Origin of the sequence: Variovorax sp. TBS-050B (genome assembly GCF_029893635.1) — a bacterium.
Lineage (GTDB): Bacteria > Pseudomonadota > Gammaproteobacteria > Burkholderiales > Burkholderiaceae_C > Variovorax.
On sequence record NZ_JARXYR010000002.1, the window covers coordinates 2,795,499 to 2,821,792 of the forward strand.

At 70.4% G+C, this 26,294-nt stretch carries 20 protein-coding genes; 5 read left to right on the forward strand and 15 right to left on the reverse strand.

Going from position 1 to position 26,294, the window contains the following annotated elements:
- Positions 1-189: 189 nt before the first annotated feature.
- From M2165_RS16035 to M2165_RS16050, 4 genes are all read right to left on the reverse strand, one after another.
- A complete protein-coding gene (locus M2165_RS16035; RefSeq protein ID WP_280815591.1) occupies positions 190-1,416 on the reverse strand; it encodes a M20/M25/M40 family metallo-hydrolase in 1,227 nt (408 codons plus the stop codon).
- A gap of 11 nt (positions 1,417-1,427) precedes the next feature.
- Positions 1,428-3,206, reverse strand: coding sequence for a 2-oxo-4-hydroxy-4-carboxy-5-ureidoimidazoline decarboxylase (gene uraD / locus M2165_RS16040; RefSeq protein ID WP_280815592.1), 1,779 nt, complete (start codon positions 3,204-3,206; stop codon positions 1,428-1,430).
- Between the two features lie 156 nt (positions 3,207-3,362).
- Positions 3,363-4,319, reverse strand: coding sequence for an allantoinase PuuE (puuE, locus tag M2165_RS16045; RefSeq protein ID WP_280815593.1), 957 nt, complete (start codon positions 4,317-4,319; stop codon positions 3,363-3,365).
- The gene (locus M2165_RS16050; protein WP_280815594.1) at positions 4,316-4,981 is read right to left on the reverse strand and encodes a GntR family transcriptional regulator; all 666 of its coding nucleotides are present in this window, start codon (positions 4,979-4,981) and stop codon (positions 4,316-4,318) included. The genes puuE and M2165_RS16050 overlap by 4 nt, the downstream gene beginning before the upstream one ends.
- Positions 4,982-5,062: 81 nt before the next feature.
- Between M2165_RS16050 and uraH the strand changes: the two genes are divergently transcribed.
- Positions 5,063-5,413: a hydroxyisourate hydrolase gene (uraH, locus tag M2165_RS16055; RefSeq protein ID WP_280815595.1), complete on the forward strand. Its 351-nt coding sequence runs from the start codon at positions 5,063-5,065 to the stop codon at positions 5,411-5,413.
- Between the two features lie 122 nt (positions 5,414-5,535).
- Here uraH and M2165_RS16060 read toward each other — a convergent pair whose 3' ends face one another.
- Entirely contained in the window at positions 5,536-6,036 is a 501-nt protein-coding gene (locus M2165_RS16060) for a hypothetical protein (protein WP_280815596.1), read from the reverse strand.
- Between the two features lie 53 nt (positions 6,037-6,089).
- Between M2165_RS16060 and xdhC the strand changes: the two genes are divergently transcribed.
- From xdhC to M2165_RS16080, 4 genes are all read left to right on the forward strand, one after another.
- Positions 6,090-6,896 (forward strand): xanthine dehydrogenase accessory protein XdhC, encoded by an 807-nt coding sequence (gene xdhC / locus M2165_RS16065; protein WP_280815597.1) that lies wholly within the window; start codon positions 6,090-6,092, stop codon positions 6,894-6,896.
- Positions 6,897-7,137: 241 nt separating this feature from the next.
- The gene (locus M2165_RS16070; RefSeq protein ID WP_280815598.1) at positions 7,138-8,346 is read left to right on the forward strand and encodes a urate hydroxylase PuuD; all 1,209 of its coding nucleotides are present in this window, start codon (positions 7,138-7,140) and stop codon (positions 8,344-8,346) included.
- Positions 8,347-8,419: 73 nt separating this feature from the next.
- The gene (locus tag M2165_RS16075; protein WP_280815599.1) at positions 8,420-9,760 is read left to right on the forward strand and encodes a glycerate kinase; all 1,341 of its coding nucleotides are present in this window, start codon (positions 8,420-8,422) and stop codon (positions 9,758-9,760) included.
- A gap of 163 nt (positions 9,761-9,923) precedes the next feature.
- Positions 9,924-11,366 (forward strand): NAD-dependent succinate-semialdehyde dehydrogenase, encoded by a 1,443-nt coding sequence (locus M2165_RS16080; RefSeq protein ID WP_280815600.1) that lies wholly within the window; start codon positions 9,924-9,926, stop codon positions 11,364-11,366.
- Positions 11,367-11,708: 342 nt separating this feature from the next.
- On the opposite strand, the gene mgtA is transcribed toward M2165_RS16080, so the two are convergent.
- The 10 genes from mgtA to M2165_RS16130 form a co-directional block, all read right to left on the reverse strand.
- The gene (gene mgtA, locus M2165_RS16085) at positions 11,709-14,432 is read right to left on the reverse strand and encodes a magnesium-translocating P-type ATPase (protein WP_280815601.1); all 2,724 of its coding nucleotides are present in this window, start codon (positions 14,430-14,432) and stop codon (positions 11,709-11,711) included.
- A gap of 218 nt (positions 14,433-14,650) precedes the next feature.
- Positions 14,651-14,875, reverse strand: a complete 225-nt coding sequence (locus M2165_RS16090) for a hypothetical protein (RefSeq protein ID WP_280815602.1) — start codon at positions 14,873-14,875, stop codon at positions 14,651-14,653.
- A gap of 310 nt (positions 14,876-15,185) precedes the next feature.
- Positions 15,186-15,407, reverse strand: coding sequence for a hypothetical protein (locus tag M2165_RS16095; protein ID WP_280815603.1), 222 nt, complete (start codon positions 15,405-15,407; stop codon positions 15,186-15,188).
- A 40-nt stretch (positions 15,408-15,447) separates the two neighbouring features.
- Positions 15,448-20,595 carry an autotransporter outer membrane beta-barrel domain-containing protein gene (locus M2165_RS16100; RefSeq protein ID WP_280815604.1) on the reverse strand — a complete coding sequence of 1,716 codons (5,148 nt, stop codon included), beginning with the start codon at positions 20,593-20,595 and terminating at the stop codon, positions 15,448-15,450.
- Between the two features lie 95 nt (positions 20,596-20,690).
- Entirely contained in the window at positions 20,691-21,158 is a 468-nt protein-coding gene (locus M2165_RS16105; protein ID WP_280815605.1) for an acyl-CoA thioesterase, read from the reverse strand.
- The gene (locus M2165_RS16110) at positions 21,158-22,459 is read right to left on the reverse strand and encodes a TRAP transporter permease (protein WP_280815606.1); all 1,302 of its coding nucleotides are present in this window, start codon (positions 22,457-22,459) and stop codon (positions 21,158-21,160) included. The genes M2165_RS16105 and M2165_RS16110 overlap by 1 nt, the downstream gene beginning before the upstream one ends.
- Positions 22,456-22,980, reverse strand: a complete 525-nt coding sequence (locus M2165_RS16115; RefSeq protein WP_280815607.1) for a TRAP transporter small permease — start codon at positions 22,978-22,980, stop codon at positions 22,456-22,458. Before M2165_RS16115 ends, M2165_RS16110 begins: the two co-directional genes overlap by 4 nt.
- Positions 22,981-22,984: 4 nt before the next feature.
- Positions 22,985-24,037, reverse strand: a complete 1,053-nt coding sequence (locus M2165_RS16120; RefSeq protein ID WP_280815608.1) for a TRAP transporter substrate-binding protein — start codon at positions 24,035-24,037, stop codon at positions 22,985-22,987.
- A 39-nt stretch (positions 24,038-24,076) separates the two neighbouring features.
- A complete protein-coding gene (locus M2165_RS16125; RefSeq protein WP_280817555.1) occupies positions 24,077-25,276 on the reverse strand; it encodes an alpha-hydroxy acid oxidase in 1,200 nt (399 codons plus the stop codon).
- A 17-nt stretch (positions 25,277-25,293) separates the two neighbouring features.
- Complete coding sequence (locus M2165_RS16130; RefSeq protein ID WP_280815609.1) at positions 25,294-26,274, reverse strand: tripartite tricarboxylate transporter substrate binding protein; 981 nt, start codon at positions 26,272-26,274, stop codon at positions 25,294-25,296.
- Positions 26,275-26,294 lie beyond the last annotated feature (20 nt).

Genomic DNA, 26,294 nt, shown 5'->3' on the forward strand with positions numbered 1-26,294 from the left:
TTTGACGCGCCGCGTCGGTTCGGCCCCTCAGAAGCTGTGAATGGATCCGGCGTGTCCGAGCAGGCCGCCAAAGTGCGCCCAATCAAGGCGCAAAGCGCAGCCATAGCTTGGGCTATGGCGAGCATTTGCAACGCGGAGTGGGCGTGCTTTGGTGGAATGAGCGGGCATGACGGGTTCGTTCACAGCTTCTCAGGCCAGCAGGTCGCTCAGCGTGCGCGCGATCACCTTGGTCGCGCGCCGCAGGTCTTCGAGCACCACGCGCTCGTCGCTGCGCTTGGCATGCGATTCGAGCACCGTGCGCGGGCCTGCGCCGTAGATCACGCCGGGAATGCCGGCCTCGCCGTAGAGCCGCACGTCGGTATAGAGCGGCGTGCCCATGGCCTTGATCGGCTCGCCGAAGAGCTCGCCGCCGTGCTTCTGGATTGCCTCGACCAGCGGCTTGTTGCCCGCGAGCGGCTTCATCGAATTGGCGAGCAGCAGGCGCTTGATCTCGACCGTGATGCCTTCGCTCTCGGCGGCCGCATCGGCGATCACCTGGCGGATCGCGGCCTCGACCTCGGCCGGGTTCTCCTCGGGGATCATGCGGCGGTCGAGCTTGAACACCACCTTGCCGGGCACCACGTTGGTGTTGGTGCCGCCTTCGATCCGGCCGACGTTGAGGTAGGGGTGCGTGATGCCCTCGACCTTCGACGTCACCTGCCTGTAGAGCGTGTTCTGCGCATAGAGCGCATTGAGGATCTTGACCGCGCCCTGCAGCGCATCGACGCCGGTCGCCGGGATGGCGGCATGCGCCATCTTGCCGTGCACCGTCACTTCCATCTGCAGGCAGCCGTTGTGCGCCGTGACCACCTCGTAGCTGAAGCCGGCCGCGATCATCAGGTCGGGCCTGGTGAGGCCGTTCTTCAACAGCCAGCCCGGGCCGAGGATGCCGCCGAACTCCTCGTCGTAGGTGAAGTGCAGCTCGACGCTGCCCTTGGCCGGCTTCGCCACCGCCTCGAGCGCGCGCAGCGCGAAGGTGAAGCTCGCGAAGTCGCTCTTGCTGACCGCGGCGGCGCGGCCGTAGAGCGCGCCGCCTTCGATCTCGCCGCCGTAGGGATCGTGCGTCCAGCCTTCGCCGGGCGGCACCACGTCGCCGTGCGCATTGAGCGCGACGGTGCGGCCTTCCGGACCGTACTTGCGGCGCACGATCAGGTTGGTGATCGATTCGAGGCCGTAGTCCTTCACGTCCTGCGCCGGCACCGCATGCTTCTCGGCCACGAGGCCGAAGCCCTCGAGCAGCTCGGCCGTGCGCTCGGCATGCGGCGCGTTGTTGCCCGGCGGCGTGTCGGTGGGCACCTGCACCAGTTGCTGCAGGAACTTCACTTCCTCGTCGAAGTGGGCGTCGATCCAGGCGTCGAGCTTGGCGTAGTCGGTCATGTCGGTTCTTCTCAGTGGGCTTGTTCGGTCGCGAGCTGGTCGAGCAGGTGCTGAAAGGCCTGCACCGCGAGCTGCATGTCGTCGTTGGTCGTCGATTCGAGCGGGTTGTGGCTGATGCCCGAGTTGATGCCGCGCACGAAGAGCATGGCCTGCGGCATCACCTCGTGCAGCTTCATCGCGTCGTGGCCGGCGCCGCTGGGCATGCGGTAGAGCGGCACGCCGAGCGAATCGACGGCCGCTTCCCAGCGGCGCTGCCATTCGGGCGCGCTGGGCGCGGCGGCGGCACGCATCGCTTCCTCGAGCGTGTAGCGCACGCCGCGGCGCTCGGCGATCTGCGCCAGCGCGGCGAGCACGTCGCGCACCACCGCGTCGCGCTGCGGATCGTTGGGCGCGCGGATGTCCAGGCTGAACCTGCAGCGCCCCGGCACCACGTTGATCGAGCCGCCGGGCACTTCGAGCATGCCCACGGTCGCGACCGAGTCGCCGTCCTTCGCGGCGCGCTGCTCGGCGTAGAGGATCAGCTCGGCCACCGCGGCCGCGGCATCGCGGCGCCGGTCCATGGGCGTGGTGCCGGCGTGGCTCGCCATGCCGATCACCTCGCCCACGTAGCGCACGCCGCCGTTGATCGAGGTCACGATGCCGAGCGGAATGTCGAGCTCGTTGAGCACCGGGCCCTGCTCGATGTGCACTTCGACGAAGCCGAGGTACTTCGAGGGATCGCGGCGGATCTTCGGAATGTCTTCCTCGCGCAGGCCCGCGTGCAGGCGCGCCTCGCGCATCGTGATGCCGTCGGCGTCCTTCTGCTCGAGCCAGGCCGGATCGAAATGGCCGATCAGCGCGCCCGAACCGAGGAAGGTGGCCTTGTAGCGCTGGCCTTCTTCTTCGGCAAAGCCCACCACCTCGAAGGCGAAGGGCAGGCGGCGGTTCTGGCGCTTGAGCTCGCGCACGCAGGCCATCGGCACGAAGATGCCGAGCCGCCCGTCGTACTTGCCGCCGTTGCGCACGGTGTCGTAGTGCGAGCCCGTGAGCAGCGCCTTCGCATCGGGCGTGGCGCCCTCGTACCGGCCGACCACGTTGCCGACCGCATCGATCTCGACGCTGTCGAAGCCGCAATCGCGCATCTCGCGCACGAGCTGCGCGGCGCAGGCGCGGTGCGCATCGGTCAGGTAGGTGACGGTGAGCTGGCCCTTCTCGGCGAAGCCCGGGTCGCTGTGCACCGCGAGCGATTCCTGCCAGTCCCACACCAGGTTGCCGAGCGCCGGCTCGGTGCCGAACTTGTCGTTCAGGCGGATCTCGGCGATGCGGTGGATGTTGCGCAGCGCCTCGGCGAGCTCGAAGCCCGGGTGGTTGTGCAGCCGGCGCTCGAAGGTCTCGATGATCTCGCGCTTGCCCAGGCCGGTGCCGCGCGGTCCGCGCACCGCGAGGATGAAGGGGAAGCCGAACTTCGCGTTGTAGTCGGCGTTGAGCTGCTGGATCTTCGCGAACTCCTCGGGCGTGCATTCGGTCAGGCCGGCCTTGCCCTGCTCGTGGGTCGATTCCGCCGTGAGGGTCTTGCTCACCATCGCCTTGCCCGCGAGCTCGGGGTGGGCGCGTATCAGGCCGAGCTTCTCGTCGTCGGTGGCGCTGCTCACCGCCTGGGCGAGCGCATGCTTGAGGTGCGCGAGCGAGCGGAACGGCCGCGCCGCGAGCGCCCGGCGCGCGATCCACGGCGAATGTTCGTAGGTGCCGTCGAGCAGCGCGACGGCTTCGTCGGCCGCAGCCGCGTTGAGTTGGTCGATGGTCAGGCGCATGGGCATCTTTCTTCTCCCTCCCCTTTCGGGGGAGGGCAGGGGTGGGGGCTCGCGGCATTCGCAGCATGCGCCGCGCCGGAACGGAGGGCGGCCCCCATCCCGGCCTTCCCCCAGCGGGGGAAGGAGCGATACAGGAGCGAGGTGTTGCGTGTCATCTCAGGCCTTGGCGCCGGCCGCTTCGAACGGGTGGGTCTTCTTCCAGTGCCGCGCGATGTCGACCCGGCGGCAGACCCAGACGCGGTCGTGCTTCGCGATGTGGTCGAGGAAGCGCTGCAGCGCCACGATGCGACCCGGCCGCCCGAGCAGGCGGCAGTGCATGCCGATGCTCATCATCTTCGGCGCCTCGTCGCCCTCGGCGTAGAGCGCGTCGAAGCTGTCCTTCATGTACTGGAAGAAGGGGTCGGCATGCGAATAGCCCTGCGGCAGCGCGAAGCGCATGTCGTTGCAGTCGAGCGTGTAGGGCACGATCAGCTGCGGCACCACGCTGCCGTCGGTCTTCTGGACCTTCATCCAGAACGGCAGGTCGTCGCCGTAGTAGTCGCTGTCGTACTCGAAGCCGCCGTAGTCGGCCACCAGCCGGCGCGTGCGCGGGCTGTCGCGGCCCGTGTACCAGCCCAGGGCACGTTCACCGGTGAGCTTCTCGATCGCTGCCATGCCCAGGCGCATGTGCTCGCGCTCGGTGGCCTCGTCGATGGCCTGGTAGTGGATCCAGCGCCAGCCGTGGCAGGCGATCTCGTGGCCCAGTTCCTTGAAGGCCGCGGTCAGCTCGGGATGGCGCTCGAGCGCCATGCCCACGCCGAACACCGTGAGCGGCAGGCCGCGCTTCTCGAACTCGCGCAGGATGCGCCAGACGCCCACGCGCGAGCCGTACTCGTAGATGCCTTCCATGCTGATGTGGCGGTCGGGAAAGCTCGCGGGGTTGAACATCTCCGAGAGGAACTGCTCCGAGCCCGCATCGCCGTGCAGCGTGGCGTTCTCACCGCCTTCCTCGTAGTTGAGGACGAACTGCACCGCGACGCGCGCGTTGCCGGGCCACCGCGCATGCGGCGGGTTGCGGCCGTAGCCGACGAGGTCGCGCGGATAGGGCAGGGTGGAGTCGTAGACGGTGGTCATGAAAGCGCGAGTGAGATGTCGTTGGTGGGAACCTTGCGGTCGAAGGTGAGGTTGGCCTCCACGTGCTCGAGGTGCTCGGTCATGAGGCGCACGGCGCGTTCCTCGTCGCGCGCGGCGAGCGCCTTCACGATGTCGGCATGCTCGTCGTTCGAATGCTCGGCCGCGCTGGTGCTCTGGTACATCAGCGTGATGAGGGCGCAGCGCGAGATGAGTTCGCCCAGGATCTGCGCCAGCACCTGGTTGCCCATGAGCTCAGCCATGCGCACGTGGAAGTCGCCGAGCAGCTCGTTGCGGCCCGAGACGTCCTCGCCCGAGACGGCCGATTTTTCGAGCGCCACGTGCTCCTTGAGCGCCTTGATCTTCGCCGGCGTGACCGTGCGCACGAACTCGCGCGTCATCTCGGCCTCGAGCATGCGCCGCACCTTGAACACCTGCCGTGCCTCGTCGACCGCGGGCGCGGCCACGAAGGCGCCGCGCGCGGGCTCGAGCCGGATCAGCTTGTTCTGCGACAGCTGGAACAGCGCCTGGCGCACCAGCGTGCGCGACACGCCGAAGTGGTCGGCGAGCTTCTGCTCGGCCAGCTTGGTGCCGGGCTGCAGCCGGTGTTCGACGATCGCCTTCGTCAGCGCATTGACGATGGAACGGGTGGTGGAGGACTCCATGTTTTCATGATAGACCCAAAGCCATTAACTGTATACACTTTTGTCCACCGGAATTTCCCGCAGCCTTTTCGAGGAGCCCCCATGGGCCTGAGCACCCACGTACTGGACACGATGCACGGCGGCCCCGCGGCCGGCATGGAAGTGGCGCTGTACACCACCGCTGGCGACGCCGCGACGCTGGTCAAGCGCTTCACGCTGAATGCGGACGGTCGCAGCGACGGACCGCTCTACGACAACCAGTCGCTCAAGGTCGGCACCTACCGGCTGGTGTTCGACGTGGCGGGGTATTTCAAGGCCCGCGGCGTGCAGCTGCCCGAGCCGAACTTCCTGAACAAGGTGTCGCTGGACTTCGGCGTGGCGCATGCCGACCAGCACTACCACGTGCCGCTGCTGGTGAGCCCGTGGAGCTACTCGACCTACCGAGGCTCGTGATCGAGGGTCTTTCTCCTTCCCCCGCTGGGGGAAGGTCGGGATGGGGGCAACGGACGCGCGCGATGGAAGCGCCGCGTGCCCCCACCCCAGCCCTCCCCCGGCAGGGGAGGGAGCCGAAGCGCCTACTGCGAGAGCTGCCCCTCGGTCAGGGTGTCGAGCTGGAAGCGCCCGCTCTTGTCCCACAGCCAGGTGTCGGTCCAGGTGACGGCGCCCAGCCGCCGTGCGGGCGGGAAGGGCGCGGCGCGCAGCACCGCGCGCTCGATCTCGGCGATGACCTCGGGCGCATGCTTGGGCGCGCGCAGCCAGTGCATCGACACCACCTTGCCGCCGGCGTCGAGGTTCACCTGCAGCGTGCCGACCGCATAGAGCAGCGGCGGCAGCTGGCCCGTGTAGATGCGCGAGGCGTTGGCGTCGTAGATGTGGCGCGCGGCGTCGCGCCGGTATTCGCGCGCGCTGCCCGCGTTGGAGGCGCGCGGCGCGGGCCCGTTGCCCTGCGCACTGCTGGCGCCGCTCAGCTGGCCGGGCACCGAACCGGTGGAGCCGCAGCCCGCGAGCCAGAGGGCGGAAAGAACGAGGGCGGCCCCGGCAAGGCGGCGCGGCGTAAGCTGGCGGTCGGTGATCATCGCCGGGTTTATACCGTGACTTCCCGCGTCCCCCGCAACCGAAGGTATCCCTCATGAACGGCGTGCTCGACCCACTGCTGGCCCGCCTCCGCACCGAAGACGCGGTGCTCGTGCGCGTGGAATCCACGCAGGGTTCGGCCCCGCGCGAGGCCGGCACCTGGATGGCGGTCTGGGCCGACGGGCTCACGGGCACCATCGGCGGCGGCCAGCTCGAATTCCAGGCCATGCAGGAAGCGCGCGAACTGCTCGCGGGCCGGCGCCGCATCGACGGCATCGAGCGCTATCCGCTCGGGCCCAGCCTGGGGCAGTGCTGCGGCGGCGTGGTGTTCCTTTCGTACCGCCGCATCACCGCGGCCGATGCGCCTGCGCTGCAGCGGGACCTGACCGCGCAGCTCGCGCCCGTGGCGCTGTTCGGCGGCGGCCATGTGGGCGCGGCGCTCGCGCGGCTGCTCGCGGGGCTGCCGTTCCGCGTGCGCTGGATCGACAGCCGCGACGGCGTGTTCCCCGAGGCGCTGCCCGCCCAGGTCGAGACCGAGCATTCCGAACCCGTGCAGGACGCCGTCGCCGACCTCGCGCCCGGCAGCCGCGTGCTGATCATGAGCTTCAGCCATGCCGAGGACCTCGACATCGTGATCGCCTGCCTGAAGCGCCTGCGCGAACGCGACGACCTGCCCTACGTGGGCCTGATCGGCAGCAAGACCAAGTGGGCCACCTTCCGCCACCGGCTCGAGGCGCGCGGCTTCGCGCCCGCGGAGCTGGCGCGCATCACCTGCCCGATCGGCGTGCCGGGCATCACGGGCAAGGAGCCCGAGGTGATCGCGGTCGCGGTGGCGGCACAGTTGTTGCAATCGCAGGGCTGAAGCTGGGCGCGCCGCGGAAGCAGGGTTTTCCCGGCGCGGCGTCGCCAAAAAAACCATCCCGACGAGCCGCGAAACTGTATACACTTTTAGTCCACAAGTCCCCGCCGCAGCGGAGCGAGGCCCCACCGGGGCCTGCGTTCGCGGCACTTTGCCTGCTTACAGCGCCCGCAGTGGTGAGCAGGCTGAAGAAGAACCCCGTGCCCGGCGATCCCCCGCGCCGCACGGGCTGAGAGAGCACCCCATGGAAAGCTACTACCTCGACTGGGCCAACCTGCTGCTGCGCTGGGTCCACGTCATCACCGCCATCGCCTGGATCGGCGCCTCCTTCTACTTCGTGATGCTGGACAACAGCCTCGAGAAGCCGCAGGACGCCGAATCGCTCGACAAGGGCGTGGGCGGCGAGCAGTGGGCCGTGCACGGCGGCGGCTTCTACAACATGCAGAAGTACGCGCTGGCGCCGAAGAAGCTGCCCGACCACCTGCACTGGTCGTACTGGGAGAGCTACAGCACCTGGCTCACGGGCTTCGCGCTCTTCACCATGTCGTACCTCTGGAACGCCAGCACCTACCTGATCGACAAGTCGAAGATGGACTGGCAGCCCGGCGCCGCGATCGCGGTCGCGCTGGCCTTCTTCGTCGTGTTCTGGATGGTCTACGACGGCATCTGCCAGATCTTCGGCCGGCGCAAGCACGGCGACACCATCGTCGGCGTGCTGGTGGCGATCTTCATCGCGTTCGCGGCCTGGCTCGCCTGCCAGTGGTTCGCGGGCCGCGCGGCCTTCCTGCTGGTGGGCGCGATGATGGCGACGACCATGAGCGGCAACGTGTTCTTCTGGATCATCCCGGGCCAGCGCAAGAACGTGCAGGCGCTGCGCGAGGGCCGGCCGGTCGATCCGGTGCACGGCCAGCGCGGCAAGCAGCGCAGCGTGCACAACACCTACTTCACGCTGCCGGTGCTGTTCGCGATGCTGAGCAACCACTACAGCTTCACCTACACGCACAAGTACAACTGGATCGTGCTGCTGCTGATCATGCTCGGCGGCGCGGCGATCCGGCAGTTCTTCGTGGTGCGGCACCGCTTCAAGCTCGGCAATGCGCGCAACCCGCTGCCCTATGCGCTGATCGGCATCGTGGTGCTGGGCCTCACCATCGTGTGGATGAAGCCCGAACCCGCGGCCGCGCCCGCCGCCTCGGCACCGGCCGCACCCGGGGTGGCCTTCACCGACGTGCAGAAGGTGCTCGAACAGCGCTGCTACATGTGCCACGGCGCGGGCGTGCAGATGAAGAACGTGCGCGTCGATTCGCCCGAGCAGGTGGCCGCGCATGCGCAGGCCATCTACCAGCAGGTGGTGGTCACGAAGATCATGCCGATGAACAACGCGACCAGCATGACCGACGACGAACGTGCGCTCGTGGGCCGCTGGTTCCAAAGCGGCGCCAAGACGCAGTAGCCGCCATAGACCGCGGTCAAGAGAGACGGGCCGCGGTTCGCCGCACAATCGCCCGATGGAGACAACGCAAGCCATGACTGCATCGACCCCGGCCCTCGGAACCGCACCCGATCCGCGCGAAGCCCCGCGCGCCTTCCTCGAACACCTCTACCGCGTCGCGGTGGACCGCGCGCTGCCGCTGTCCACGCTCGGCGCCCATCTGCCGAAGCCGCCCCGGGGCCGCACGCTGGTGCTCGGCGCGGGCAAGGCCGGCGCCTCGATGGTGCAGGCGCTCGAGGCGCTGTGGCCGGCCGATGCGCCGCTCTCGGGGCTGGTGGTGACGCGCTACGGCCACATCCCGCCGCGGCCCGAGGGCGTGCCGAGCCGGATCGAGATCGTCGAGGCCGCGCACCCCGTGCCCGACGCGGCCGGCCGCGCGGCCGCCGAGCGCATCCTCGCGCTGACCGAAGGCCTCACGGCCGACGACCTCGTGCTGTGCCTGATCTCGGGCGGCGGCTCCTCGTTGCTGGTGCTGCCGGCCGAGGGCCTGACGCTCGAGGACAAGCAGCGCATCAACAAGCAGCTGCTCGACAGCGGCGCCCACATCGGCGAGATGAACTGCGTGCGCAAGCACCTGTCGCGCATCAAGGGCGGACGGCTCGCGGCGGCCTGCGCGCCGGCGCGCGTGGTCACGCTCACCATCAGCGACGTGCCGGGCGACGACCCGGCCGTGATCGCGAGCGGCCCGACCGTGCCCGATGCCACCACCTGCGCCGACGCACTCGCGATCCTCGACCGCTACGGCATCGAGGTGCCCGCGCCGGTGCGTGCGCAGCTCGCGCGCGGCGAGCTCGAAACGCCCAAGCCCGACGATCCGGTGTTCGGGGGGCACGAGGTGCACCTGATCGCCACGCCGCAGCAGTCGCTCGAAGCCGCCGCCGCCGCGGCGCGCGCGGCCGGCCTCGACGCGCACGTGCTCAGCGACGAGATCGAGGGCGAATCGCGCGAGGTCGGCAAGGTGCATGCGGCGCTCGCGCGCGCGGTGGCCCAGCGCGGCCAGCCCTTCGCGCGGCCCTGCGTGCTGCTCTCGGGCGGCGAGACCACGGTCACGATCCGCCCGCGCCAGCCCGGCCAGGCCAAGGGCCGCGGCGGCCGGGCCGGCGAGCTCTGCATGGGGCTCGCGGGCGCGCTCATGGGACAGCCCGGCGTGTGGGCGCTGGCCGCCGACACCGACGGCATCGACGGCGTCGAGGACAACGCGGGCGCCTTCGTCACGCCCGACACGCTCGTGCGCGCCGCCGCCGCGGGCCGCAAGCTCTCGGACCACCTCGACCGCAACGATGCCTACGGCTTCTTCGACGCGATCGGCGACCTGTTCGTGACCGGGCCGACGAACACCAACGTGAACGACTTCCGCGCGCTGCTGATCCTCTGACCGCTCAGGCCTCGCGCCGAGCGGGGTCGGCCGACTCGGGTTAATCTACGGCCCTGGCGGCGGTTTTGCCGTCGCCACGCGCACCGCGATGGTGCCGCGCCGCGATCCGGATTCCCATCCCCCCGTTTCGTTCCATCACCCAGTCCCGAAGGAAAAGCTCGTCATGACCGCCACCTACACCGACACCCGCCTGCTGATCGACAACGAATGGGTCGATGCCACGGGCGGCAAGACGCTGGACGTCGTGAACCCCGCCACCGGCAAGGCCATCGGCAAGGTGGCGCACGCCAGCATCGCCGACCTCGACCGCGCGCTCGCGGCCGCCCAGCGCGGCTTCGAGGCCTGGCGCAACACCCCCGCCAACGAACGCGCCGCCGTGATGCGCCGCGCCGCGGGCCTGATCCGCGAACGCGCGGGCGAGATCGCCAAGCTGCTCACGCAGGAACAGGGCAAGCCGCTCGCCGAAGCCAAGGGCGAGACGCTGGCCGCGGCCGACATCATCGAATGGTTCGCCGACGAAGGCCGCCGCGTCTACGGCCGTATCGTGCCCTCGCGCAACCTGGCGGCGCAGCAGCTCGTGATCAAGGAGCCGCTCGGCCCGGTCGCCGCGTTCACGCCCTGGAACTTCCCGATCAACCAGGTGGTGCGCAAGCTCGGCGCCGCGCTGGCCACCGGCTGCTCCTTCCTCGTGAAGGCGCCCGAAGAGACGCCCGCATCGCCGGCCGAACTGCTGCGCGCCTTCGTCGACGCCGGCATTCCGCCCGGCACCGTGGGCCTGGTATTCGGCAACCCGGCCGAGATCTCGAACTACCTGATCGCGCACCCGATCATCCGCAAGGTCACCTTCACCGGCTCCACCCCCGTGGGCAAGCAGCTCGCGGCACTGGCCGGCGCGCACATGAAGCGCGTGACGATGGAGCTCGGCGGCCATGCGCCCGTGATCGTGGCCGAAGATGCCGACGTGGCCCTGGCCGCCAAGGCCGCCGGCGCCGCCAAGTTCCGCAACGCGGGCCAGGTCTGCATCTCGCCGACGCGCTTCCTGGTGCACAACAGCATCCGCGAGGAGTTCGCGAAGGCGATGGTCAAGCACGCCGAAAGCCTCAAGCTCGGCGACGGCCTGGCCGAAGGCACGACGCTGGGCCCGCTCGCCAATGCGCGCCGCCTGACGGCGATGGCGCATGTGCTGGAAGACGCACGCAAGAAGGGCGCGACGGTCGCGACGGGCGGTGAACGGGTCGGCGATTCGGGCAACTTCTTCGCGCCCACGGTGCTGACCGACGTGCCGCTCGAGGCCGACGTGTTCAACAACGAGCCCTTCGGCCCGATCGCCGCGATCCGCGGGTTCGACACGCTCGACGAAGCGATCGCCGAAGCCAACCGCCTGCCTTTCGGCCTGGCCGGCTACGCCTTCACCAAGTCGATCAAGAACGCGCACCTGCTGAGCCAGAAGCTCGAGCTCGGCATGCTCTGGATCAACCAGCCCGCCACCCCGTCGCCCGAGATGCCCTTCGGCGGCGTGAAGGATTCGGGCTACGGCTCGGAAGGCGGGCCCGAGGCGCTCGAGGCCTACCTCAACACCAAGGCGGTGTCGATTCTGGGCGTTTGAGTTTTTTGAGTCTTTTTCCAAGGGGTGTGGGAGGGTTCCTGCACCCCTTTTGTTTTTCGGGGTGCGTGCACAGGGCACCGGGTACTCCCCTCCGCGAATGTCCCCCGCCTTCGGCTCCTCCTTTATTTCGCTGCGGGGAGCACCCGGTGCCCTGTGCACGATGGGCGCGGCGCTTGTTCGGGCGGTTCGAGCGCTGCGCTCTCGATCCCGTCGATGGGGTGCCTTGCGCAGCGAAATAAAGGAGGAGGCCGCAGGCCGGGGGACATTCGCGGAGCAAGGTACCCCGTCGGCGGGATCGCACCCCGAAAAGCGGAACCGCAAGAACGAACAATCGGATGCGCCTCACTGCCACCCGTACCGCCGCGCATACCACCCCTTCACGCCCTGCACCAGCGCCGCATAGCCGCCGAGCATCAGCGCAAGCCATGGAAAGTACCGGAGCGGCAGCGCCTGCAGCTTGAAGTCGTGTCCCAGCGCGCTCATCGGCAGCCAGAGGCCCAATGCCGCGATCGCGCCACCCGTCGCGAGCAGCGGCCAGGCCGCGCGGCTCTGCAGGAAGGGGATCCTGCGCGTGCGGATCAGGTGCACCACCAGCATCTGCGACAGCAGTCCCTCGACGAACCAGCCCGACTGGAAGAGCGTCTGCTGCGCCGCCGAGTCGGCATGGAACACGAACCACATCACGCCGTAGGTCAGCACGTCGAACACCGAACTCAGCGGCCCGAAGAACAGCATGAAGCGGCCCAGGTCGGCCGGGTTCCAGCGCTGCGGCGCCGCCAGGAACTCCGCGTCCACGAGGTCGAAAGGGATCGCGATCTGCGACACGTCGTAGAGCAGGTTCTGCACCAGCAGCTGGAGCGGCAGCATCGGCAGAAAGGGCAGGAAGGCGCTCGCCACCAGCACCGAGAACACGTTGCCGAAGTTCGAGCTCGCCGTGAGCTTGATGTACTTGAGCATGTTGGCGAAGGTGCGCCGGCCCTCGACCACGCCCTGTTCGAGCACCATCAGGCTCTTCTCGAGCAGGATGATGTCGGCCGAGGCCTTGGCGATGTCGGCCGCGCCGTCCACCGAGATGCCGACGTCGGCCGCCCGCAGCGCCGGCGCGTCGTTGATGCCGTCGCCCAGGAAACCCACCACGTGGCCGTTCGCGCGCAGCGCCTGCACGATGCGCTCCTTGTGCGCGGGCGTGAGCCTGGCGAACACCTGGTGCTCCTCGACCACCACGCGCAGCCCGGCATCGTCGAGCGCCTCGATCTCCGGGCCGGCCACGATGCGGCCGACCGGCAGGCCCACCTGTGCGCAGACCTCGCGCGTGACCAGCGCGTTGTCGCCCGTGAGCACCTTCACCGCCACGCCCTGGCCGGCCAGCGCACGCAGCGCGGGCGCGGTGGATGCCTTCGGCGGATCGAGGAAGGCCAGGTAGCCGAGCAGCGTGAGCCCGGACTCGTCGGCCACGCCGTAGGTCGCCTTGCACGCGTCGGCATTGCCGAAGCGGCGGCTCGCCACCGCCACCACGCGCAGGCCCTGCGCATTCAGTTCCGCGGCCGCGCGATGGATTTGCGCGAGCCGTTCGGCGTCGAGCGGCAGCACCTCGGCGCCGCGTTGGACGGCATTGCACGCCGACAGCACTTCCTCCAGCGCGCCCTTGCAGATCAGCAGGTGCCCGGAGCCGTCGTGGCCGCGCTGCGCTTCCTCGGCCACCGCCACCGACATGCGGCGGCGCGAGAAGTCGAACGGCACCTCGTCGACCTTGCGCCACGCCGCCGAAAGCCGCGCCTGCAGGTCGGCATGGCCGAGCACGGCCTGGTCGAGCAGATTCTTCAGCCCCGTCTGGTGGAAGCTGTTGAGCCAGGCGAGATGCAGCACCGCGTCGGAAGCCTCGCCCCAGGCGTCGACATGGCGTTCGAGCACGATGCGGTCCTCGGTCAGCGTCCCGGTCTTGTCGGTGCACAGCACGTCCATCGCGCCGAAGTTGTGGATCGCCTCGAGCTTCTTCACGATCACCTGGCGCCGCGACATCACGAGCGCGCCCTTGGCGAGCGTGGCGGTCACGATCATCGGCAGCATCTCCGGCGTGAGGCCGACCGCGATCGAGAGCGCGAAGAGCGCGGCCTGCCACCAGTCGCCCTTGGTGAAGCCGTTGATCAGCAGCACCAGCGGCGCCATCACGAGCATGAAGCGGATCAGCACCCCGCTCACGCGGTCGATGCCGGCCTGGAAGGCGCTGGTGCCGCGGTCGGCGGCGGTCACGCGCTCGGCGAGCGCGCCGAACAGGGTGCGCGCGCCGGTGTGCACGATGAGGGCGGTCGCGGCGCCGCTGACCACGCTGGTGCCCATGAAGACCAGGTTGTCGCGTTCGAGCACGCCGGCCTCGCGCGCGTCGCTGCGCGCGAACTTCTCGACCGGCATCGCCTCGCCCGTGAGCGCGGACTGGCTGACGAACAGGTCCTTCGCGGCGAGCAGGCGGGCGTCGGCCGGCACCATGTCGCCGGCCGAGAGCGCGACCACGTCGCCGGGCACGAGTTCGCGCAGCGGCCGTTCGACGCGCACCGCGCCGCCCCCGGTGGGCCGCAGCACCGTGGCGGTGTGGCTCACCATCGCCTGCAGCCGTTCGGCCGCGCGGTTCGAGCGCGATTCCTGCACGAAGCGCAGCACCGTCGACAGCAGCACCATGCTGCCGATGACGAGCGTCGCCTTCATGTCCCCGGTGGCGAAGGAGACCAGCGCGAGCACCGTGAGCAGCAGGTTGAAGGGATTGCGATAGCACTGCCACAGGTGCTGCCATCCCGAGGGCGGCTGCCCGTGGCGCACCTCGTTGCCGCCGACGCGCTCGCGCAGCGCCAGCGCCTGGGCTTCGGCCATGCCGTGCGGCGAGCTGCCGAACCGGTCGAGCAGCGCGAAGGCGTCGGCGCGCGAGGCCGCGACGAGCGCGGCCGAGAGGTCGTCGGGCATGCCGGCCGCGCGTTCGCGGGACAGCGGCGGATGGGCGGGATTCTTGTGGCGGGATGCCGCGGGGCGGCCGCTCGGGGCGGTCCGCACGAGGCGCTGCAGGCGTTCGCGGGTCATGACGGGGTTCTCCTTCGGGCGCCGGGGCCGCGAAGGATGAACCGCCCGCGGGCGTCAATCAGCCGGCGGGCGTCCTCCGCGGCGCGCGGCGCCGGGTCGTGGGACGGTCGATGGGATCAGGAAGCGAAGGGGGCGCGCTGCGGCGCCGGCGAGGGTCGGGGTCCATGGCGGCCTCCTGTCCTGCGGGTTCGGCGGTGATGGCGAGGCGCGGCCGCGGCTCAGCGCCGCGGGGTGCCGGCCGAGGGGTCGAGCAGCCGGAAGTAGCTGCGGATGCGCCGCGTGGTCCAGAGCGCGGCGGCCTGGTCCAGCGTGTCGTCGATGGCGGGGGCCGCGGCACGCGGGCTCGCGTCCGCGCCATGCGCGCGCGGCTGCGCCTGCTGCACGCCCGCATGTTGCTGCTGCTGCTGGGGCCGTTGTGGCTGGCAAGGCTGGAACTGACGCATGGCAAGGCTCCTTCGCAGTGAAGGGCCTCGTGCGTGGGCACGCCGAATCGACCGACTGAAAAGATCAGCGACGAAGACGGCGGGAATCGGGAAGGGGAGAACCGCTGGCCTGAACGGCGAACGGGTCACGCTGCGTGCACGGCGGCCGCAGCGCGAGCAGGGAGCCTGCGCTAGGGGGCCGGATGTGTCACGCCTGCCGAGGCACGCGTCTTGTCACTGATCCAACTGGCACTGTCCACGCACGAGGCTCCGAAGTGAATATTTCCGGATTGTTGCACCGCGTCATCAGGTGCGTCAACCCTGAAGCCCTTCAGTCGGTGGTGCAGCGGAACAGCACGCCCGATTCCGCGGGCGCCCTGCCGAGCCACTTGGGCGAGGCGTTTCTTTCGCGGCAGTATTCGTCGGCCTGCACGTAGGTCGTGGCCCGCAGTGTGCCGTCGCGCTGCGGCACCACCTGGTTCGGGGGCACCGCGCAGCCGGTGAGGGCGGTGGCGGCGAGCAAAGCGAGCGGAGGGAGAAGGCGCCAGTTCATCGGCGCATTCTAAGGAGAGCCCGTTGTCCGCCGCCAACGCTCACCAGCGCACGCGCACGCCCAGCGAGGCATTGAGCGCGCTCTTCACGCGCGCGCCGCCGCCCGAGGCCCAGAGCTTGCCGAGCTCGGCGTACACCGCGGTGCGCTCGCCGACGGCCAGCGTCATGCCGCCCGCGAGCTCGGTGCTGGTCGCGCCGGTCTCGCTGCGGATTGCCGTGCTGCCGGCCAGGCTCAGGAACTGCGCCACGTCGGCACCGCCCGAGGCATGGAAGACGTTGAACCGCCCGTAGGGCTGCAGCCTGCCCGCGGCGGTCGCGATCTCGCCCTTGACGCGCACCCCCGCGCGCACGATCAGGCCGTCGTCGGGCGACTGCGCGATCCGTGCGCCGGAGATCGACGCGGCATCGAGGTCGAGGCGCTGGTGGATCAATTGCAGCTGCGGTTCCACGCGCCAGCCGCCGCCGAGCTCGAAGGCCTTGCCCACTTCCACCGACGCCAGCAGGCTCTCGCCCTTGCCCGAACTGCCGAAGCTCGCGACGGGCCGCGCGCCGTAGCGGTGCTGGCCGGCCTGCAGCACCGCGTCGGCATACCAGCCCTGGTCGCCGCGCCAGGTCGCGTAGGCGCCGAGGTAGCGGCTGCGCAGGTCGTTGCTGCCGACCGCCAGCCCCGCGAGGCCGCGCGCATCGCCGCTGACGCGGATGTCGCCTTCGAGCTGGCCGACATAGACGCCGGTGCGCCAGCGCGTGTCGGCCCAGAGGTCGGTGCCGGCCTGGAAGCCGTGCAGCCGTCCGTCGCTGCGCGCACCGACCGTGCCGCGCTGCGCGATGTCGATGTCGGCGCTGATGAGGCGGCCCCAGGCGCGGCGCCGGCGTTCGTCCATGCCGTCGGCGTTGCTGCTGCTGCCGCCGGCATCGTTGCGCGCGGCCGGCGGCGTGCCGGCGTCGTCGTCGGCGCCGCCGCGCAGCGCCAGGCTGCCGAGCATCGCGAGGTTGCCCTGGCGCAGCTGCTGCGGGAGCGCGGCATGGAGCGGCACCTCGACGCGGTAGGTCGGCAGCGGCGCCGCCCCGCCCGGGCTGCCGGGCAGGCTGGAGCGCAGGTACCAGTTCTCGCCCGCGCCGTTGGCGTCCGCGGCGTACAGCCGGTATTCGTAGGCGCCGGCATCCACGTGGCCGCCGTCGAGCGCGAAGGCGTCCTTCGTGGTCTGCGCGGTGGTGGTGGCGCCGTTGCGGGCGCTGACCACCTCGATGCCGTCGCCCGAGGTCAGCGCGCCGAGGCCGCCGAGGTTCGCGATCCGCACCGTGGTGCGGCCGCTGGCCGTGGCGCCGGCGCCGTCGAGCACCAGCCGGTCCGACGGGTCGGCCGCGCCGAGCACCGTGCCGAGCCGCAGCACGCCGTTGCTGCCCGTGTAGGCGCCGCGCACCGTCAGCGTGGTGCCCGGCGCGCTGCCGACCAGCGACACCGTGCCCGCATTGGCGAGCGCGCCCACCGTCTGGCTGAAGCCCGCGAGGTCGAGCGTGGCGCCGGCCGACACGCCGTGCGCCGACTTCGCGCTCAGCACGTTGGCCGCGCCCGCGCTCAGCGTGCCCGCGGCCACCTGCGTGGCGCCCGCGTGGCTGCTCGCGCCGGTCAGCGTGAAGTTGCCGCTGCCCTGCTTCAGCAGGCCGCCCGCGCCGCCGATGGTGCCGCCGAAGGTGCTGCTGCTGTCGTCGCCGCCGGTCGAGAGCGTGGCGCTGCCGAGCCGGAGTTCGCCGCCCGCGCTGCCCCCGCCCGCGAGCGAGCCGATGGTCTGGTCGAAGCCGTTCAGGTCCAGCGCGGCACCCGCGCGGTCGGCGAGCGTGACGCGTGCGGAAGAGGGCAGCACCGCGGCCGCGCCCATGCGCAGCGTGCCGGCCGCCACCGTGGTCGCGCCGGTGTAGCTGCTCGCGCCCGCGAGCGTCAGCGTGCCTTCGCCCGACTTGCGCAGCGCGCCGCCGCCCGAGAGCGCGCCGCCTGCGGCCAGGTTCAGGCCCGCGTCCACCACCTCGATCTCCCCGCCGGCCGCGCCGATGTCGATGCCGCGCGTGGTACCGGTGAAGCCCGTGCCCGTGACCTGCAGGCGCCCGCCGTCGAGCGCGATGCCGCCACCGGCCGCGCCGAGGTTGGCATCGGCCGAGACCGAGAGCGTGCCCGCCTGCACGGCCGTGCCGCCGGTGTAGCCGTTGGTGCCGCCGAGCACCAGCGTGCCCGCGCCCGTCTTGACCAGGCCCGCGCTGCCTGCGACGGCGTTGCCGATGGTGGCGACGTAGCCCGCCGAGCCCGCGCCGCCATCGCCCACGCGCACCTCGGCCCGCGCACCGCCGCCCGTGCCCACGAGCGTGAGCGCATCGCCGGCCAGCGTGTAGCCGCTGCTCGCGAACTGCATGCCCGTGGCCTGCACCGCGCCCGGGGTGTTGTCCACCGTCACCGTGCCGGCCGCGCCGCTGAAGACCGCGAAGCCCGGCTGCGGCTGCATCGGCACCGTGGCCGAGCCTGCGGCATCGGTCCATGCCGCTTCGGTGTTCGACCAGGTGCCGGTGCCGCCACCCGCCTGCGTGGGGCTCGCGAGGCCGTTCGCGTTCCAGAAGTTCAGCGTCATGCCGGTGGTGTTGACCAGCATGAAGCGCTTGTCCGCGCTGAGGTTCTGGATCGACAGCGTGGTGCCGGCGGGCATGCTGCCGAGCGCGAGCGTGCTGCCCGGCGCGAGCGTGCCGGCGTAGTCGATCAGCCGGTACACGCCGGGGCCGAAGCCGCTCGCGTCGGCCACGTCGAGCGTGGCGCCGGGCGTGATCGAGAGATTGCCGGCCACGCTCACGCTGTCGCTCTGGCCGGCGGTGCCGAAGTCGGCGCCCGGCGTGCCGAACTGGAAGTCGAGCCGGCTGCCCGCCAGCAGCGACATGTCGCCGCCGACGGCGAGCGTGCCCATCGCGCCGGCGCTGGCACCCGGGGCCAGCACGCCGCCGGATTCGACGACCACATCGCCGCCGACCCGCCCGCCACCCGCGAGCCGTCCGCCCGACTGCACCACGACGCTGCCGCCGCCGGTGGCACTGCCCGTGCCGTTGTTCGCCTGCAGCGTGCCGCCTGCCACCGTGATGCCGCCGAAGTAGGTGTTCGCGCCGGTGAGCGTCAGCGTGCCCGTGCCCGACTTGACGATGTCGCCGCCGCCGCTGAGCGTGCCGGTGAGCGTGAGGTCGTTCGCACCGCCGATGCCGAGGTCGGCATTGATCCGGATGTCGTTCGCCAGGCTCACGGCCGTGTTCGCCGCGAGCGCGCTGATCGCGCTGACGGTGACCGAACCCGTGCCGAGCGCCTGGTCGTTCCCCACGGTGAGCACGCCGCCGCCAAGGTTCAAGCCGCCGCCGAAGTCGTTGGCGCCGTTGAGCGTGAGCCCGGGCGCGCCGGCCACGCTGATGCCGCCCGCGCCGCTGATGCGGCCGTCGAGCGTCAGCGCGCCGCCGCTGCCGCCCGCGGCGAAGCGCAGCGTGCTGTCGAGCACCACGTCGTTGCCCAGCACCACGCCTGCGGCACCGGTCAGCGCGCCGAGGCCGCTGACCGTCAGCGCACCGCTGCCGAGCGCGCCGCTGGTCGCGACGTCGATCGTTCCGCCGTTCAGCACCGTGCCGCCCGTGTAGTTGTTGGCGCCAGCCAGCGCCAGGTTGCCGCTGCCGAGCGTCAGGCTGCCGCCGCCCGCGATCGGCCCGCCCAGCGTCAGCGTGCCCGTGCTGTGGACCGTGAGCGCGCTGCCGAGCTGCACCGGGTTGTTCAGCGTGCCCGTGAAAGGGGCGTTGAGCGACGCGGGGCCGCCCACGATGAAGAGCCCGCTGCCGAGCGAATTCGCGCTGCCCAACGTCAGGCCGCCGTCGTTGAGCACCAGGCCGCCGCTGAAGTTGTTGTTGCCGGCGAGCGTGAGCGTGCCGCCGCCGTTCTTGACCAGGCCGCCGTTGCCCGTGAGCGTGCCGCTCAGTGTGAGGCTGTTGTCGCCCTGCACGGTCAGGCCCGCCGCCAGGCTGATGTTCGGGCTCAGCGTGAGGCCGTCGACCGAGGGTTCGATCGCGCCGCCGTTCGCAGAAATCGCGGTGCCAAAAGCCCCCGCGTTGTTGAAGATGGCGAGGCCGCCGTTGAGCGAAGTGATGTCGCTCACCACCGCACCGTTGAGAACCCAGGTCCCGCTGTTGACGATCAGCCGCTCGAAGTTCAGGTAACGCGAGGCCGAGATGGTACTAACAGGCCCACCGGTGCCGGAACCCGGCGAGGTGGCGCTGTTCTGCAATACCAGCGCGTCGGAGCCGTCGCCCGCGTCGACCGTGCCCGTCGCTGCGAACTTGAGCTCGATGGAGGGCGTGGTCGGCGTGAACAGCGAGTACGCGGGCGCCGTCGGCGTCGAAGCTTCGAGTCTGGACCCGCTGACGGCGGTGAACGTGTCGTTGCCGTTGCCGAGCGACACGCTGCCGTTGATGGTGCCGTTGTTCAGGAATCTGTCGCCGTTCGAACTCTCGAACGCCATGCGGCCGATGATCGTTCCGTTGTTGGTGAAGTTGACCTCGCTGCCGCCGTACACCGCCGCCACGAGCGCGTCGGGCGCGGACCCGCCGGTCTCGATGAGGCTGTTGTTGACGATGGTGGTGCTGCCTTGGTTCGTCACCTGCAGGGCCATGCCCTCGAAGCCGTAGGAACCGCCGAACGTGCCCCGGATCGTCTGCTCGTTGCGTATGCTGACCGCGCCCCCCGTCGGGAAGCCCGGAAAGCCGATGGCGATGCCGCTTGCCTGCTGCGCACCGAAAGCGCCTGCGTCGATGATGCCGAAGTTGACCAGCCGCAGACCCGTCCCCTCCCAGATCAGGCTGTAGCTGGAGTTCGTCGCGCTCATCAGGGTGCCGGGCTGCACCGTGATGTCGAGGTTGTTCCCATACGCGTAGAAGTTGTTGGGATCGGCCTGCGACGTTGCCGTGCCCGTGCAGCTCACGGTCCCGCCATCGGGAGGTGGGTCCGGCGTGCAGGCCGCCAGCGCCTGCCCCCCCGTCCATTGCAGCGCGGCCGCGAGCACTGCGAGCATCGGCACGCTGCGGCGCACGGTGCTGCCCGACGCACTGCCGGTCTTGCGCGCCAGCTCGGAAGCCACGCAGGCACGGCCGAGCCGCCGGTCGATGATGACGCGGTAAATGCGGTTCACATTCCCTCCAAATGGTTAACTAATGATTATTTGGTAACGGAATGCTTGACGATAGGGCCCTAAAGCAAACATCCGGCGCGATGGCCGGATGTTTATTAATCCTTTGGTATTGATTTCCCAGCCTCTGGCGGCGCCTCGCACAGCGCCCGGATCTCCGCCGGTATCGGCACCGCCCGGATTCCGCCGCCCTCGCGCTTCGCCGCGAAGATGCGCACTTCCTCGCATTCGAGGATCAGGTCCTCGCCGCGCGTCACGCGGTAGGTCTGCACGAAGCTCTTCTCGCGCCATTCGGTGATGCGCACCGCCACCTGCAGCACGTCGCCGTAGCTCGCCGCCTTGACGAAGCGCGTGTGCGTGTCCACCAGCGGCGTGCCGATCACGCCGAGCGTCTTCGCGGTCTCTTCCCAGCGCGGCACGCCGCATTCGGCGAAGAAGTGGCGCGAGGCGGCGTCGATCCAGCGGAAGAAGTTGGGAAACCACACGATGCCGGCCGGATCGCAGTCGCCGAACTCGACGCGCACGGTGTACACGATGGTCCTGGGGTTGTCGTCGATGCTTGTCATCAGCCCATTCTCGTCGGCAGCCACAGCGCGATCACCGGGAAGGCGATCAGGATCACGAGCCGCACGATGTCGGTCACGATGAAGGGCAGCACGCCCTTGAAGATGGTGGTGAAGCTCACGTCCTTCACCACGCTCTTGATCACGAACACGTTCATGCCCACGGGCGGATGGATCAGGCCGAGCTCGACGGTCATCACGATGATCACGCCGAACCAGATCGGATCGAAGCCCAGGTGCACGATCACCGGGAAGATGATCGGCACGGTCAGGATGATCATCGCCATCGCGTCCATCAGGCAGCCGAGCAGCAGGTACATCAGCATGATCAGCGCGAGCACGCCGTAGCGGCCGATGCCCAGGCCCGTGAGGAACTCGGTGAGCTTCTGCGGGCTCTGCGTGATGGTGAGGAAGTAGCCGAACAGCAGCGCGCCGATCAGCACCGTGAACACCGCGGCCGCGGTGCGCGTGGCCGACAGCAGCGCCTCGCGGATCTTCGGCCCGTCGAGCTTGCGGCGCAGCACGCCGAGGATGAAGGCGCCGCTCGCGCCCACGCCGCCGGCCTCGGTGGGCGTGAAGAAGCCGCCGTAGAGCCCGCCGATCACGAACACGAACAGCACCAGCGGCGCCCACACGTTCTTCAGGTCCTTCACGCGCTCGGACCAGGGCTTGACCTCGCCGCCCGGCAGCCAGCCGGGGCGCGTCTTCACGATGACCGCGATCGTCAGCACGTACATCGCCATCGCGAGGATGCCGGGCACGATGCCGGCCATGAAGAGCTTGCCGATGTCCTGCTGCGTGAGGATCGCGTAGACCGCGAGCACGGTCGAGGGCGGGAGGATCGCGCCCAGCGTGCCGCCCGCGGCGATCACGCCGGTGGAGAACGACTGCGGGTAGTCGAAGCGCCGCATCTCGGGGTAGGCCACCGCGGAGAAGGTCGCGGCCGTGGCCACCGACGACCCGCAGATCGCCGCGAAGCCGCCGCAGGCCACCACCGTCGCCACGCCGAGGCCGCCGCGCAGGTGGCCGATCATCGAGTTCGCGGCCTTGAAGAGTTCGCGGCTCACGCCCGACACCGATACCAGCGCGCCCATCAGCATGAACATCGGGATCACGCCGAAGGTGTAGTCGGTCACGGTGCGCATCGAGGTCTGGCCCACGAGCTTGAGCGCCGGCCCGGGCCCGACGAGGTAGCTGTAGCCGGCCACGCCGACCAGCCCCATCGCCATGCCGACCGGCACGCGCAGCAGCATCAGCGCAAAGAGGGCGAAGAAGCCCAGGATCGCAACGGCATCGGGGCTCATTCGTCGGCCTTCTGTTCGGGATGGATCTCGTCGAGCTGCTCCGGATGGAAGATCAGCCGGTAGGTGCGGATCGCGATCAGCAGCACCGCGCACACGTCGCCGGCCCAGGCCACCGCGTAGAAGGGCCAGGTCGGGATGTTGAGGTCGTAGGTCAGCACGTTGTCGGCATAGGTGCCGCGCACCTTGTCGAACAGCATCGCCGTCTGCACCGCCACCACGAACAGCAGCACCAGCGTGGCGAACACGTCGATCACCCGCTTCATGCGCGGGCCGGCCGCGGTCCACACCAGGTCGACCGTGATGTGGCCGCCGCGGTAGCTGGTGGCCGCGATGCCCCAGAAGATCAGGATGCCCAGCAGCATGCGACCGAAGTCATAGGCGTCGGGGATCGAGGTGTCGAAGAACTTGCGCAGCACCACGGCCACGAAGATGTTGAGCGCGACGATCCCCACGAACATGGCGGCGAGCCATTCGATCGTGTTGATCGCGCGGTCCATGAGGCGGACGGACCGGGCGGCCATGGCTTCAGAGCGCCGACTTGTACTTGGCGAGGCTGGCCTTCAGCGCATCCATCACCGCCTTCGGGTCCTCGCCGGCCTTCTTCACGCCCTCGGCCCACTGCGCCTCGGCGGGCGCGGCCGCCTTGCGCCATTCGCCGAGCTGTTCGGGCGTGAGCTTGTAGACCTCGTGGCCCGGCAGCGCGGCCATCTTCGCGCGGCCGGCGAACTCGAAGTCGGCCCAGGGCGCGGCCACCTTCTGCGCCCATTCGCTGGTGCAGTGGTCGTCGATCACCTTCTTCTGCGCGGTGGACATCGCGTCGTACTTGCCCTTGTTCATGACCCAGACGAAGGGCGTGACGTAGAGCGGCGCATCCATGTGGTACTTGACCACCTTGTCGATGCCGAACAGGCCGATCGATCCCCAAGGGAAGGTGATGGCATCGGCCACGCCGCGCTCCAGCATGTCGCGCGACTCGGGCGCCGAGGCCTGCACGTTGGTGCCGCCCAGCGAGGTGATGAGCTGGCCCACGGTGCTCGTGGCGGGGCGCACCTTGGTGCCCTTGACGTCGGCGGGCACGCTGATCTTCTTGCGCGAATGGAAGGTGCCGGGGTCGTGCACGAAGGCGAAGCAGAACTTCACGTCCTTCATCTCCCTGGCCGCGTAGTTGCGGTACCAGGCGTCGATGGCCGCCGAGCCCTCCTTGCCGTTGGCGAACAGGAAGGGCAGAGAGGCGCCCGCCATGACCGGGAAGCGGCCCGGCTGGTAGCCCGGGTTCACGTAGGCGAAGTCGGCGATGCCGTCGCGCGCCATGTCGTAGTGGTCGAAGGCCTTGCCGAGCTGCTCCGAGGGGAACAGCACCGCGCCGATGCTGCCGTTGGAGGCCTTCTTGATGTCGTCGGCCCAGGCCTGCAGCGCGGGGTTCAGCGGATGCTGCGCGGGCACCCAGCTCGAGAGCTTGATCTGCACCGGCTTGTCCTGCGCCGTGGCGGCGGCGGGCACGGCGAGCGCGAGCGCCGCGCACAGGGCCGCCAGCGCATGGCGCGGGCGGAACGGGGAGGAATGGCGAGCGGTGTTCATGGGTCTCCTTCGTTGTGTTTTCTGAACTGTTTCGTCGATCTAGGCAGCCGCGCGGGCCGGGTGGATGGCGGCCGTCGCGGGTTCGTCGCGCCGGCGCGGCTCGGGCCGGTCGACGTGGCGCGGCCCGAGTTCGTCGACATGGCTGGCGCCGAGCAGCGTCATCGTGCGTTCGGCTTCCTGCGCCAGCGTCTGCAGCACCGCGAGCGCGCCGCCTTCGCCGCCGCTTGCGAGGCCGAACAACGGCGCGCGCCCGACCAGTGCCGCGCGCGCGCCGAGCGCCAGCGCCTTCACGACGTCGCTGCCGCGGCGCACGCCACCGTCCACGAGCACGGGAATGCGGCCCTCGACGGCATCGAGGATCGCGGGCAGCGCGGCAATGGCGGCGGGCGCCGCGTCGAGCTGGCGTCCGCCATGGTTGGAGACCACGATGCCGTCCGCGCCGTGGCGCAGGGCGCGCAGCGCGTCCTGCGCGCCGAGCAGCCCCTTGATCAGCAGCGGCCCGTCCCAGAGGCGGCGCAGCCAGCCGAGGCTTTCCCAGGTGAGCGAGCGGTCCATCGTGCGCGAGAGCAGCGCGGCCTGCGCCTGCGCGGAGACCGGCGCGCCGTCGTCGGGCAGCAGGTTCACGAACTGCGGCGCACCGCCGCGCGCCTGCCGCAGCAGCCAGGCGGGATGGCACGCCATGTCGAGCAGCGTGCCCGGCGTGAGGCGCATCGGGACGCGGAAGCCGTGGCGCAGGTCGCGCTCGCGCAGCCCGCTCACGGGCACGTCGACCGTGAGCACCAGCGCCTCGAACTTCGCGGCGCGCGCGCGGCGCACGATGCGCTCGGCGATGGCGCGTTCGCCCATCACGTAGAGCTGCATCCACAGCATGGCGTCGGGCGCCGCCGCGCGCACCTCCTCGATGCGGGTGTTCGACGCGGTCGAGAGGATGAAGGGAACGCCCGCGGAGCGGGCGGCACGCGCGAGCAGTGCGTCCGCGCGCGGACGCACCAGCCCCGCGAGCCCGATCGGTGCGACGGCGAAGGGCGCGCGCCAGCGGCGATCGAAGAGCTCGATGCCGATGTCCATCGAGCGGGTGTCGCGCAGGCACTCCGGGATCAGCGGCAGCGCCTCGAAGGCGTCGCGGTTGCGCTGCATGCAGCGCTCGTCCTCCGCGCCGCCGTCGAGATAGTCGAACACGAGGCGCGGCAGCAGCCGGCGCGCGCGGCGCCGGTGGTCGTTCACGTTGAGCAGGGTCATCGGCAGCGGCGCGGCCATCAGTCGGCGGCGATCCGGCGCTCGCGGATCAGCGCGCCGAAGCGCAGCGAATCGGCCGCGGCGCGCTGCTGGAAGGCGGCCGGCGAGCCGGGCAGCGCCTCGCCGCCGAGCGATGCGATGCGCTCCTGCACCGCCGGCAGCGCCAGCGCGCGGTTGATCTGGGTGTTGAGCTGCGCCACCACCTCCCCCGGCGTGCCCGCGGGCGCATAGAAGCCGAACACCGTGTCGGCGTCGAAGCCGCGCAGGCCGGCCTCGTCGAGCGTGGGCACGTCCGGGAACTGGGGCGAACGCTTGGGGCTGCCCACGGCCAGCAGCCGGAGCTTGCCCGCACGCACCTGCGCGAGCGCGATGCCGGGGTCGAAGGCATAGTCGATCTGGCCCGCGAGCAGGTCCTGCAGCGCGGGCGCGGCGCCGCGGTAGGGCACGTGCAGCGCGAACACGCCGGCCTGCGACTTGAACATCTCGCCGGCCAGGTGCGGCGAGCTGCCGTTGCCGGGCGAGCCGTAGGAGAGCTTGCCGGGATGGGCCTTCAGGTAGGAGATGAACTGCCCCACGTCGGCCGGCGGCAGCGTGGGCCGGGTGACCAGGAACACCAGCACGCGCGCGGCGGCCGCCACCGGCACCAGGTCCTTGGCCGGGTCGAAGCTCATGCGCGCATACAGGTGCGGGTTCACCGACACCATGCCGCCCGAACTCATCAGCAGCGTGTAGCCGTCGGCCGGCGCGCGCGCCACGACCTCGCCGCCGACGTTGCCGTTGGCGCCGCCGCGGTTCTCGATCACCACCGGCTGCTTGAGCAGCTCCTGCAGTGGCTGCGACACGGCGCGCGCGATCTGGTCGGCGGCGCCGCCGGCGGGGAAGTTGACGATCACCTTGATCGGCCTGGAGGGCCAGTCGGCGGCATGCGCCGGCGCCAGCAGCGCGGCGGCGGCCAGCCACGGCAGGCCGAGGCGCCGCAGCAGGGAAGCGGGGTTGAACATCGCGTGTCTCCTTTGTCCTT